At 49.4% G+C, this 12,478-nt stretch carries 7 protein-coding genes; 3 read left to right on the top strand and 4 right to left on the bottom strand.

Features of this window, described 5'->3' with window-relative positions; genetic code table 11:
* Nucleotides 1–4 precede the first annotated feature (4 nt).
* From BLT51_RS07280 to dxs, 3 genes are all read left to right on the top strand, one after another.
* Entirely contained in the window at nt 5–1,678 is a 1,674-nt protein-coding gene (locus BLT51_RS07280) for a formate--tetrahydrofolate ligase (RefSeq protein ID WP_091281661.1), read from the top strand.
* A 62-nt stretch (nt 1,679–1,740) separates the two neighbouring features.
* Entirely contained in the window at nt 1,741–4,419 is a 2,679-nt protein-coding gene (gene acnA, locus BLT51_RS07275; RefSeq protein ID WP_091281660.1) for an aconitate hydratase AcnA, read from the top strand.
* 83 nt (nt 4,420–4,502) lie between these two features.
* Nucleotides 4,503–6,386, top strand: coding sequence for a 1-deoxy-D-xylulose-5-phosphate synthase (gene dxs / locus BLT51_RS07270; RefSeq protein ID WP_091281657.1), 1,884 nt, complete (start codon nt 4,503–4,505; stop codon nt 6,384–6,386).
* Between the two features lie 6 nt (nt 6,387–6,392).
* On the opposite strand, the gene BLT51_RS07265 is transcribed toward dxs, so the two are convergent.
* Genes BLT51_RS07265 through treY form a run of 4 tightly spaced genes read right to left on the bottom strand, consistent with a single transcriptional unit; the run spans nt 6,393 to nt 12,459 of the window.
* Nucleotides 6,393–7,583 (bottom strand): HRDC domain-containing protein, encoded by a 1,191-nt coding sequence (locus BLT51_RS07265; protein WP_091281654.1) that lies wholly within the window; start codon nt 7,581–7,583, stop codon nt 6,393–6,395.
* A complete protein-coding gene (locus BLT51_RS07260; RefSeq protein WP_091281651.1) occupies nt 7,583–8,164 on the bottom strand; it encodes a DUF3000 domain-containing protein in 582 nt (193 codons plus the stop codon). Before BLT51_RS07260 ends, BLT51_RS07265 begins: the two co-directional genes overlap by 1 nt.
* A gap of 51 nt (nt 8,165–8,215) precedes the next feature.
* The gene (gene treZ, locus BLT51_RS07255) at nt 8,216–9,952 is read right to left on the bottom strand and encodes a malto-oligosyltrehalose trehalohydrolase (RefSeq protein ID WP_091281649.1); all 1,737 of its coding nucleotides are present in this window, start codon (nt 9,950–9,952) and stop codon (nt 8,216–8,218) included.
* Complete coding sequence (gene treY, locus BLT51_RS07250) at nt 9,952–12,459, bottom strand: malto-oligosyltrehalose synthase (protein ID WP_091281647.1); 2,508 nt, start codon at nt 12,457–12,459, stop codon at nt 9,952–9,954. The genes treZ and treY overlap by 1 nt, the downstream gene beginning before the upstream one ends.
* Between the last annotated feature and the right edge of the window lie 19 nt (nt 12,460–12,478).

Genomic DNA, 12,478 nt, shown 5'->3' with positions numbered 1-12,478 from the left:
AACTATGGCATATCCATCAGATATTGACATTGCTCAGCAGGCGCATATGCTTCCGATCGATGAAATAACTAAACGGTTGGGCATAGCCCCGGATCTCGTTGATCATTACGGTAGATATAAAGCCAAGATCGATATCAGCGCAATCGACGAGTCCCGAATCGAGACGAATAAACTCATTCTGGTTACAGCGATGTCGCCAACACCTGCAGGCGAAGGAAAAACGACGACGACGGTGGGTTTAGCCGATGCTTTGAACAGACTAGGAAAAAGCGTATCTATGGCATTGCGGGAACCGTCACTCGGCCCTGTGTTTGGGCTCAAAGGCGGGGCCTGCGGTGGAGGATATGCTCAAGTAGTGCCGATGGAAGATATCAATCTACATTTCACTGGCGATTTTCATGCGATTTCGGCGGCCAATAATTTGTTGGTTGCAATGCTCGATAACCATATTTATCAGGGTAATAGACTTGGGATAAATCCTAAGAATATTGTGATAAAACGGTGTGTTGATATGAATGATCGGCAGCTACGCCATCTTGTTGATGGGCTAGGATCACCGGTAGACGGAGTGAGTAGAGAAGACAGCTTTGAAATGACGGTTGCTAGCGAAGTGATGGCTATCTTCTGTTTGGCTACGTCAATTAGCGACCTCAAAGAAAAACTCGGAAAGATCATCGTTGGCTACACGTATGACAGAAAGCCAGTCACAGCTCAAGATTTAGGAGCTGTTGGTGCGATGACGGCGTTACTCAAAGAAGCAATAAAACCGAATGTGGTTCAATCTCTAGAGCATACGCCGGCTTTTATTCACGGTGGCCCATTCGCTAATATCGCGCATGGCTGTAATTCGGTTCTCGCTACTAAGCTATCTCGCAGTCTGACTGAATACACAGTTACCGAAGCCGGATTCGGCGCGGATCTAGGCGCTGAAAAATTCCTTGATATTGTGTGTCGCATTACTGGCAACCAGCCTCATTGCGCCGTGATAGTAGCAACCGTACGTGCATTAAAAATGCACGGGGGAGTTTCGCAACATGATCTAGCTACTGAGAATGTTGAGGCGGTTGCAACTGGTTTACCTAATCTTATCAAGCATATCGAGAACATGACGCAGGTATACCAACTGCCAACGGTTGTTGCTCTGAACGTGTTTCCAACAGATACTGAAGCAGAAATAGAGCATGTTGTTTCGCGGTGTGTGGAATACGGCGTGCGTTGCGTTCGTTCAACGGTGTGGGCGGATGGTGGTACAGGTGGTGCCGAGCTAGCGCAGGAAGTTATTCGGTTATGCGAAACTGCGTCAGACATTGCTTTTCCATATGCCGATAATGATTCGTTATTAGAAAAGCTCCATAAACTTGTCACGAAGGTATATGGCGGTTGTGCGGTTGATATTAGCTCACGAGCACAGCGAAGCATAGCGAATATTGTAAAGCTTGGTTTGTCTCACCTGCCGGTATGTGTGGCAAAGACGCAATATAGCTTTAGCGATAATCCTCATGAACTTGGAAGCCCACGAGGGTTCACCCTTCATGTTAAAGACGTCAAAGTTAATGCGGGATCAGGATTTATTGTTGTGTATACCGGAGATATTTTAACGATGCCGGGTTTACCAGCAGAGCCTGCGGCTGAGCGCATAGATGTCGACGATAACGGGAAGGTGTCTGGGCTGTTCTAGAGCGTGTGACAAGCACCAAAATCTCTGCTATCTTGATATTAAGATAGTTCGAAGGAGAGCTCATGAGCCGAGATACGTTCCATGCCAAGTCATATCTTGCTGTCGCCGGAAAAAAGTACGCTATCTATCGGCTCGACACACTGCCAGAGCTCACCACATTACCGTATTCGCTTAAAATTCTGGCAGAAAATCTGTTACGACACGAAGACGGCGTACATGTGACTGTTGATCACATCCGTGCGCTCGCTACCTGGAATCCAGTTGCTGAGCCACAGGTAGAAATCCAGTTCACCCCAGCACGAGTTGTTATGCAGGATTTTACGGGGGTGCCATGTATCGTCGATTTAGCCACCATGCGCGAAGCCGTAGTGCAACTCGGTGGAAATCCAGATGCTATAAATCCGCTGAATCCCGCTGAAATGGTTATTGACCATTCAGTACAGATTGACGTATTCGGTCAAGCTAACGCACTGCAACGCAATATGGATCTTGAGTATAGCCGTAACGAGGAACGATATCAGTTTTTGCGGTGGGGACAAGGCGCGTTCAACAACTTTACAGTTGTCCCGCCAGGAACAGGGATCGTCCATCAGGTAAATATCGAACGTCTTGCGCGCGTTACTATGGTTCGTGATAACGACGGCGAAGCTGTTGCTTACCCAGATACCTGTGTTGGTACTGATTCGCATACCACAATGGTAAACGGGCTGGGGGTGCTTGGCTGGGGAGTGGGCGGTATAGAAGCTGAGGCTGCTATGCTTGGGCAGCCTGTTTCCATGTTGATACCGCCCGTCGTTGGGTTCAAATTAACCGGTGAAATACCAGCCGGAGCGACGGCGACCGACGTCGTCCTAACAATTACTGACATGCTACGCAAGCATGGCGTTGTCGGTAAAATCGTGGAATTCTACGGGCACGGAGTAAGCGCAGTGCCGTTGGCGAATCGGGCAACAATCGGGAATATGTCTCCTGAATTTGGTTCGACCGCTGCTGTATTCCCGATCGATGATGTGACGCTTGAATACCTGCGGTTGACCGGCAGACCTGAAGAACAGGTTTCTTTGGTCGAAGCCTACAGCAAAGCTCAAGGTTTATGGCATGCCCCGGAACAAGAAGTAACATATTCTGAGTACCTAGAACTAGACTTGGCAACAGTAGTACCGTCCATTGCGGGACCAAAGCGCCCACAAGATCGTATTGAATTGGCTTCGGCAAAAGCTCGTTTCCGAGATAATCTTTCTCACTACACTGACGATCTAGGGGACGATCGACCTCACAAAGTAACTAAGATCCATCTTAACAACGCAGATATTGAAATCGATCATGGCTCTGTAGCAATCGCATCGATCACGTCATGCACGAATACGTCAAATCCATCTGTTATGATGGCTGCCGGTTTACTGGCTCAAAAAGCAGTTCAACGGGGTCTCACAGTAAAACCATGGGTGAAAACTTCATTGGCTCCGGGCTCTCAAGTGGTGACAGAATATTACAAGAAAGCAGGACTTTGGCCTGCCTTGGAAACGCTCGGTTTTCATCTTGTTGGGTATGGGTGCGCAACATGTATCGGCAACTCTGGACCACTACCAGAAGAAATATCAGCTGCTATCAATAATGCCAATTTAGCAGTGGTTTCCGTTCTTTCTGGAAATCGTAATTTTGAAGGACGAATAAATCCAGATATCAAGATGAACTACCTTGCTTCGCCGCCACTTGTTATTGCATATGCGTTGGCTGGAACCATGGATATCGATTTCGCTCATGAGCCACTAGGCCAAGACTCAGCCGGACACGACGTTTTCTTAGCAGACATTTGGCCATCAGCTCGGGAAGTTCAAGGAACAATCGATAGATCTGTTAACCGGGATATGTTTGAATCGGCATATGCGGACGTATTTGCCGGTGATGAGCGGTGGCAACGTTTAGAAACCCCAACGGGGTCAACATTTACATGGGACAATGACTCTACGTATGTGCGTAAAGCTCCGTTCTTTGACGGGATGGCCATGGATCTTACTCCAGTGAGAGATATTTCCAACGCACGGGTATTGGCCAAACTTGGAGATTCAGTTACGACAGACCATATATCTCCGGCTGGCGCTATCAAGCCGGACTCACCTGCTGGCCAGTACCTGGCTCAGCATGGTATTGAACGAGGGGATTTTAACTCTTATGGATCTCGTCGTGGCAACCACGAAGTAATGATTCGTGGAACATTCGCCAATATCCGGCTACGCAACCAATTACTTGACGGAGTAGAAGGTGGTTATACATACAATTTTCTTACGGATAAGCAAGACGCCATTTACGACGCAGCAATGGCCTACCAGAAGGCTAATGTCCCATTAATTGTATTGGGAGGAAAAGAATACGGATCAGGTTCGTCACGGGACTGGGCCGCAAAGGGAACCGCGCTTCTAGGAATCAAAGCAGTTCTTGTAGAATCGTTCGAACGCATCCACCGCTCCAATCTGATCGGAATGGGTGTGCTACCGCTACAATTTATTGCTGGCACGAATGCGCAAACCCTGGGGTTAGATGGAACAGAAACGGTGAGCGTTTCTGGTATAGAAGTTTTAAACAGCGGAAATATACCGCGCCGGGTATCTGTTAGAGCAGTCCACCAGAGTCGCGGTATCACAGAGTTTGAAGCAGAAGTACGAATAGACACGCCTGGTGAGGCTGACTACTACCGTCACGGTGGAATACTGCAATATGTATTACGCTCCCTTGTCCAGTGACTAGATGAAAGCGGAAATAAGTAGGGAGAAAGCCAATAACGCTGGTAACCTAGGTAGGTATGAGCTAAGGAGGCTATCAGCGAATGGGTATGCTAAGTTCCATTAATGGTCCACAAGATGTGAAGGCCTTAACACCTGATCAACTACCTGCATTGGCCGCTGAGATTCGTTCATTCTTGGTGACAAATGTTGCTCGCACTGGTGGACATCTCGGTCCTAATCTTGGCGTAGTAGAGCTAACAATCGCGCTACACCGTGTTTTCGATTCACCGAATGACGTTCTTGTCTTTGACACCGGGCATCAGTCCTACGTTCATAAATTACTAACTGGCCGCCATGACTTCCATAATTTGCGTAAGGAAAATGGCCTCTCTGGATATCCATCTCGCACGGAATCACTACACGACGTCGTCGAAAATTCACACGCTTCTACCGCGCTTTCGTGGGCAGACGGAATCGCGCGGGGTATGCAACTTTCTGGTAAAGATCAACGGGCAGTAGCAATCATTGGTGACGGTGCGATGACCGGCGGCATGGCGTGGGAAGCTCTCAATAACATAGCCGAAGATCCAGATCGTCCCCTTGTTATTATTATCAATGATAACGGACGTTCTTATGCGCCAACTGTTGGTGGTATTGTCCGCCGAATCGATGCCGTACGCAAAATGGATGCGATGCGCGTTAACCGTACCTATGAACGGGCACTTAGCTGGGGCAAACGGACTTTACAAAAATCAGGACTGGCTGGTCAACTAACCTACGATGCCCTGCATGGACTGAAACGCGGAATGAAAGATGTATTTGTTGATGCCGGCATTTTCGATTCTCTGAGCTTAAAGTATCTCGGTCCAGTCGACGGTCACGATATGTCCGAACTTGAAGAAGCTTTCACAATGGCACGTAAGTATGGTGGCCCCGTCGTCGTCCATTGCATCACCGAAAAAGGTCGCGGCTACAAGCCAGCCGAAGAACACGAAGCAGATCGGTTCCATGCAGTGGGAGTTATTCACCCAGAAACCGGGCTTCCAGTCGAGCCGTCACGATTCGGATGGACATCAGTGTTCGCGGAAGAAATCGTTGAAATCGCGAAAGAGAATCCTAGCGTGGTTGGAATTACCGCCGCGATGATGCTTCCAGTTGGCCTTGGGCCAATGAAGAAGCAACTTCCAGAGCGTGTTATAGATGTGGGTATAGCAGAACAACACGCTATGACGATGGCTGCCGGCCTAGCCCAGCAGGGATTCCATCCGGTAGTTGCCTTATATGCAACGTTCATGAATCGGGCATATGATCAGCTACTAATGGACGTTGCGCTTCATGGCGCGCCGGTAACAATTTGTTTGGACCGTTCCGGTGTCACTGGTGACGATGGTGCCTCGCACAATGGCATGTGGGATATGGCAATCGCGAATATGGTTCCGGGAATGGAAGTGGCAGTCCCGCGTGACGAGACACGTATGCGTGAGCTTCTGCATGAGGCTATTGCGAAACCTTCCCCAACGATTGTGCGCTATCCAAAAGGTGCTGTGCCATCGGATCTGGCTACCCTCCGGCGTATTGGCACACTTGACGTTGTTTATGAAAAAGTGGGTGATGAAGACCCGATTGTTTTGATTGGATATGGGCCGCTGGTGCACACAATGGTTGAGGCAGCCCAGCAGCTTGAAGAGCCGGTTATTGTTATTGACCCACGATGGGCGATACCAGCTAATACTGATCTGGTGCAGGTCTGTAGCCGGGCGCGCTGTATTGTGACGCTTGAAGATGGTCTGGTCGATGGCGGAGCCGGTGCATGTATCCAGAAGTCTTTGAATGAAGCTAACGTCAGACAGCCACTAGCTTCGTTGGGTATCAGCAAACAGTTCTTAGCTCATGCTTCGCGGCAGTCCGTTCTAGCTCACCAACATATGCAAGCAGGAAATGTGGTCGTAGCTGTTGCTAAACTTCTCCGCGGCTCACGTAAATAATCGCTGTTAGCCCAGAGCCTGGCAAACCTGTTCTATCTGCCATGGGCGCGCGCCATAGGATTCTAGTAAATCTGGAATTTCTTGTGTTGCCGTCCAACCATCCCAAGCAAGCTGTTTTTGAATACGCGGCTTTAAAAGAACCTCTTGTCGAATACCGAGTCTGTCAGCATGCTCCAAAACAGCGGTGCGAATAGTTGTCCAACGTTCAGCTGCTTCCGGACGAAGCTTTTCCCATCGCTGAATTGGTGGAAAAGGATCTTTAGAGTATGAAAACTTTCGTGCCGGGAGCTCGTTTTGCGGAAGATTCCATGCGGCGTGGATAGCGTCCCACCAAACAGTAGCATCACGTTTGCGTCCGCGTGAACGGAACAGAGACGAATTTTGAACATCTGCACGGGACCGTGGCTTTCGGGCTGCCAGCGTAGCAAGAATTTTGTTCGGCAATACTTTGCCCGGGGCAAGATCACGTTCGCGTGCCACAATGTCGCGTACCTGCCATAGTTCTTTGAGCATTGCCAAAGAGCGTTGATCAGGAAACTTCGCATATTTAACGGCTTTTCGCCAAGGTTGTGGATGAGGTGCGGGAAGGGGGCGGCATCGAACCTCTTCGCATTCTTGAACAAACCAGTCGTAACGCCCAGCATCGCGCAGTCTTATAGTAAGAGACTCTTTAAGCTCAATCAATAATTCAACATCTAAAGCTGCATAAGCTCGTAGCTCTGGTCCGAGTGGACGTTGCGACCAATCAGCGTTGGAATATTCCTTTGCTAGCGCAATTCCGAATTCTTCAGCGACCATACTCTGTAGCGAAACATGGTCGTATCCAAGGACAAGGCCAGCTACCTCGGTATCGAAGACGCGGGCTGGCTCGAGACCTAATTCTCGTAGACACGGAAGGTCTTGATCAGCAGCATGCAAAATCCATTCGTCGTCCATAATGGTAGCGAGATCACCTAATTGGTCTTCGATACCTATCGGATCGATGAGGAAGATTCCCGCGCCCGCTCGTTTAATTTGTATCAGATAAGCTCGATTGGAATAGCGCAGTCCCATTGCTCGCTCGGTATCGACGGCGAATGGGCCATGGCCATTTCTTAACGCAGTCACTGCATGAGCAATAGTATCGTGTGTAATATCGGGTAAACCTGCCCGTGGCTCAGCTAGGAGACGAAGATCAGGATTGTCGTCAAGAATCATTACACTCTTTCAATTCGCCGTGGCAGTGTCGCCACGGATTGCTCTGGTGGTAGACCAGCCATAGTCGTACAAAAACGTGCCCATGCGTGAAGATGCTCAGCCAAAAATTCGGTGGTAGGTGTCCATGATGCGCGAACTTCCAAGTCGATTCGTGAAGAATCAATGTACAGTCCACCGAACGTTTCGTTAAAAACACGGGTAACCGTCCCATTGAGAGAATGGTAGCCGGCATTGGCTGATTCGAGGGCTTCGGGTAACCACGACCACGCTACTTCGCCAAGCAGTGGATCGTCTCCCAAGTCCGATTCAACAGGTGCCTGTGCGTGCATAACAATTCGAAAAGTACCATTCCACGCTGGCTGGCCCGCAGGATCATGCAGAACAACGAACTTTGCATTGCCGCGATAAAAATCTGGATCTTTCACCGGGGAATCATTAATTTCGGCCTGTAGCGCGACTGCCCATGGCGCGATCCGAGTAGGAGGTGGGATTTGCACGATATGAAAGCCAGCACGAAAAGTCTGCCCTTTAAGGGACTCAAGGGCAGTTAGAAACTCGGGTGTTGGCTGTTCATGTTCCACACAGCAGACTTTAGTCGGCTAAAGTGCCACGATTCGTGGGGCACGCCGACATTATTGCTTTGTGTTCGCCACAATTACGCCCGGCAACTCAAAATAGATACCGTCTTGGTTAATTTCCGAATCAGACCATGAAAGCAATACTTCTTGCAAAGCATGGGGCACAGGTACCTGTGTATTGCCATCGCGCGAGAAAACAATATACGTTGTCCCGCGTTGTAGCCAACCAGATCGTCTGTTTACGGATAACTCACAACGAGTTGCAGATCTATTTCCCGATGCGATATCAGGAAGCGAGCTGCGAAGTCGAATCAATTCGCGTACAAAGTTATACATTCGTTGATGATCGCCGTGATTTGCTTCTTTCCAGCGCAATGTTGATTGCGTGAAGGCCGACTTATCTTGCGGATCAGTCATAGCTGTACCGTTAGGATAGACGGAGGCTAGATCCCACGATTCGAATTCTTTCTCTCGCCCAGCTTTAATATAGGGGCCAATTTCCGGGCCATGATCGGTAAAAAACATAAACGGCGTGGAAGCTGCCCATTCTTCTCCCATAAAGAGCATCGGAGTGAAGGGCGACATCAAAATAAGAGCACGGGATATCGCAACATCAGAAAGTGGTAAAGAATGAGAAGGACGATCACCGATGAGACGGTTACCTACCTGATCATGATTTTCATCAAACACAATAAATGCATGTCCACTGACGTGCTCGGGTACCGGATGTCCCCACGGCTTTCCTTCGAATTGGGAGAACTCGCCGGTGCGTGTCATCCCAGAAGATAGTGCTTTAGGAAGGGTATCGGGCTTGTCGTGGTCAATATAAAAGGCATTAGTTTCACCAGTAAGCCAGACATGAAGCGCATGATGTACATCATCCACCCATTGCATATCCATTCCCCAGCCATCATCTTCTACAGGAGTGATCGTCGTCGGCGAATTTGAGTTGTTCTCGGCAATTAAACTTACCTGGCGCCCGTGATCGTGCGCGTATGAATGAACTGCCTGAGATATCTCAGCAACAATATGTGTTGGAGAATCATCAATAAGGAAATCAGTGGCATCGAGCCGCAACGCATCGAAACGATAGTCACGGATCCACATGAGGGCATTATCGATAAAATATTGACGCACGAACGTACCTTGGTCAGCATCAAAATTAACCGCATCACCCCACGGAGTATGGTGCCGATTAGTAAAGTACGGTCCGAACTGACTGAGATAATTTCCGTCGGGACCAAAATGGTTATAAACCACGTCAAGACAAACTGCAATACCGCGTGAATGCGCTGCATCTATGAAAGCCACAAGATCGTCAGGTGTACCATAATTCGGGTTCAGCGCAAAGATAGAGACCGAATCGTAACCCCAACCACGAGTTCCAGGAATCGGATTAATGGGCATAAGCTCGATTGCGTCAATACCAAGATCAACAAGGTGATCGAGCCTATCAATTGCGCTACGAAATGTACCTTCGGACGTGAAAGTACCGATATGCAATTCGTAAAACACCTTACCGGCTAAGTTGGGACACTCCCAGTCCGTAGCCGCAAAATGGAACTTATTCGGGTCGATGACACAGCTTGACCCGTGAGCACCATCTGGCTGACACATTGAGCGCGGATCTGGTAGACGTAGATCGCTGTCGTCCAGCCGTAGAAAATAGCGTGTTTCTGGGGGCAAGTCAATAGTCCATAGCCCATCATCATCTGCAGTCAGTTCGTGTTCGTCGTCGCCAACAATAGCTCTGACTCTGCTGGCATGTGGTGCCCACACCGAAATATCCATCAATCCTTCTTCCCTAAAATAGCCACCGGGAACCGATCAGTAACGCCTGACAATAGTTGCGTACCACCGGCAATCGTCGTGCCAGTAAGAATATCTATCCACTCGCCATCCGGAATAACGATAGTATGTGCTGAATTTTGGATTAACCCAACCGATCGAGTTGCCACAGTTATGAGGAACGGATCGTCATGGTTAGTTCTCGCAAAAGCAATCGCGTGCCCAGTAGATACCGGAAGAGCCTGGTATCCGGCATGCGCCGAAGCAAGGAGCGGGTTTTCTGCACGCAACCGTGCTAGTCGGGAAGTCAGCCACAATTTCTCTTCATCCAGTGTTGGATTACTCGGTAGCCCATTAGCATCGAGTTCAGACAACATCGCAGAAAGCCGGGCAAAATCGATTGAGCGGCGGTTGTCCGGGTCCACCAAGGACGTCTGCGTGACCTCTTCACCCTGATAAATATCAGGAACGCCAACCATTGTCATATGCAAAGCCCGTGCGCCGAGAATATTGGCTCGGACTGCAGGTTGAAGTTTCTCCCAGAAATCGTCGATAGCCTCACGAGACGAAGGATCTGTAATAATGGCGTGTGCGTAGGCGAGCATCTCCTCTTCAGCATCCGAGTCCTGTTCCGTCCATGTTGTCCATCGCTTTTGCTCCCGGGCAGCCTTCAACAGATAGGCATCTAGGCGGTCGCAGGAAATTGGCCCGGTTGCGCTCCAGGTGCCAATAATTGTTTGCCACATCAAATTTTCGAATTGACCGTCAAGTTGGGCGGGCCGATTATCTATGAGTGATGAGCGCAGTTGCGTGACCAGTTGTGTCCATTCGACTGGGAATTGGGTGAGCGCGGAGATATGTGCGCGAACATCTTCGCCACGTTTAGTATCATGGGTTGACGTTACGACACCACTAACTGGCCAGGCTTGATGCATATAACCCTGCCAGTTGTGGAACTCATCGAGACTGGTGACCATATGATTTGGGCTGCCACCAACTTCGTTTGCCGAAACTAGCGCCGTATACCGATAAAAGGTAGTATCCTCAACGCCCTTGGCCATGACTGCACCGCAGACCTGCTGGAACCTGATAATTGCTTCACGACGGCGATCTTCGAGTGTCCGCCCTGCGGAACCAATTTCATTTCCCAACAACAAATCGACGACGATATCAAGCGTTTCTTGGGAATCTTCATCAAGATTGACTCGGGAAGCTTCTGCCGCCTTTTGAATTATTGCTTCGTTATCCGGATCGGGGCGTTCACCTGGAACAACATAGGCACGGTAGCGGGGCATATGCACCACTAGTTCGCTGATGACCTCAAGAATCCTGCGGAAAGTGTGATCACGTAACCGAACGTCCGAATGGCATACATCGGCAATTAGGGTGCCTAAGCGGTGAATTTCGGTATACAAGGATGTCGACACTATTTGGCGTTTGGCGACTAACTCAGTGGTGGCCACGCTGTCAGTTTTTCCAGAAATCTCACTGTAGAGCTGGGTGAGTGGTCCAACTCCAGCTGGCTCAGTGAAAAGACCTTGGATACGGTAAAGCGCATCGTAGCCTGTTGTACCAGAGCACGGCCAGTCATCAGGTAGTTGTTCGTCGCCTTCGAGAATCTTTTCTGCTACTAGCCATGCCCCCTGCGTTGCTTCGTGGAGATGACGGAAATACTCACGTGGATCGGCGAGACCATCCGGATGATCAATGCGGAATGCATCGATCAGGCCACGATGCATGAGATTTATCAGCAACGCATGTGAGGCGCGGAAAACTTCTGGCCGTTCTACCCGAATTGCAGCGAGCGTATCGACGTCGAAAAAACGGCGATAATTAAGCTCTTCGTTGGCCACTCGCCAATAAGCTAGCCGATAGAATTGTCGCTCCAGCAAGTCCACAAGTGGCAATGACTCTGTGCCAATGCGTACAGGAAAGACATGATCATAATAGCGAAGAACGGATATCGGGCCATCTGCTTCAAAACCTGGTACCACCATAGTGTCCAGCGTGAGTTCGCCATCAGCAAGCACTCGGCCGATGCGCTGACCTAGCACCGGTAGCAAGAGCCCGTCTGAATCATCCGACACATCAAAGTCGAACCAGTGCGCATAAGGAGATTCGCGACCGTCCCGTAAGACGGACCACATCGCGCGATTGTGGTAAAGCGGAGTAGGCACTGCCATATGATTAGGAACTACATCGACGACTAGATGCATGCCAGCATCATGAATTGCGGCTGATGCTCGTTCGAATCCCGCAAGTCCGCCTAGTTCTGCCGATATTTTGTCATGATCGACGACGTCGTATCCGTGAGTCGAGCCGGGAGCAGCCTGCAGGATCGGTGAAAAGAATACGTCAGTAATTCCTAATTCTTTCAAATACGGAACCGTCTGGCATACAGCATCAAAATCAAACTCAGGGGTCAATTGCAACCGATAAGTTGTGACAGGCTGATGCTGGCTATCTCCTGGAACGTGGGAATGGGAACGTTGCAATGAAGCTACTGACATAATTCTCCTTATACTGCTT

Origin of the sequence: Arcanobacterium phocae (assembly GCF_900105865.1) — a bacterium.
Taxonomy (GTDB): Bacteria; Actinomycetota; Actinomycetes; order Actinomycetales; family Actinomycetaceae; genus Arcanobacterium; species Arcanobacterium phocae.
The sequence above is the reverse complement of the archived record's forward strand: the minus strand, read 5'-3'. Positions and strand labels throughout refer to the sequence as shown.

What these genes read in the sequence shown, in the direction of transcription:
- BLT51_RS07280 (WP_091281661.1), top strand. Translation starts at nt 5, where the DNA reads ATGGCATATCCATCAGATATTGACATTGCTCAGCAGGCGCATATGCTT.
- acnA (WP_091281660.1), top strand. Translation starts at nt 1,741, where the DNA reads ATGAGCCGAGATACGTTCCATGCCAAGTCATATCTTGCTGTCGCCGGA.
- dxs (WP_091281657.1), top strand. Translation starts at nt 4,503, where the DNA reads ATGGGTATGCTAAGTTCCATTAATGGTCCACAAGATGTGAAGGCCTTA.
- BLT51_RS07265 (WP_091281654.1), bottom strand. Translation starts at nt 7,583, where the DNA reads ATGATTCTTGACGACAATCCTGATCTTCGTCTCCTAGCTGAGCCACGG.
- treZ (WP_091281649.1), bottom strand. Translation starts at nt 9,952, where the DNA reads ATGGATATTTCGGTGTGGGCACCACATGCCAGCAGAGTCAGAGCTATT.
- treY (WP_091281647.1), bottom strand. Translation starts at nt 12,459, where the DNA reads ATGTCAGTAGCTTCATTGCAACGTTCCCATTCCCACGTTCCAGGAGAT.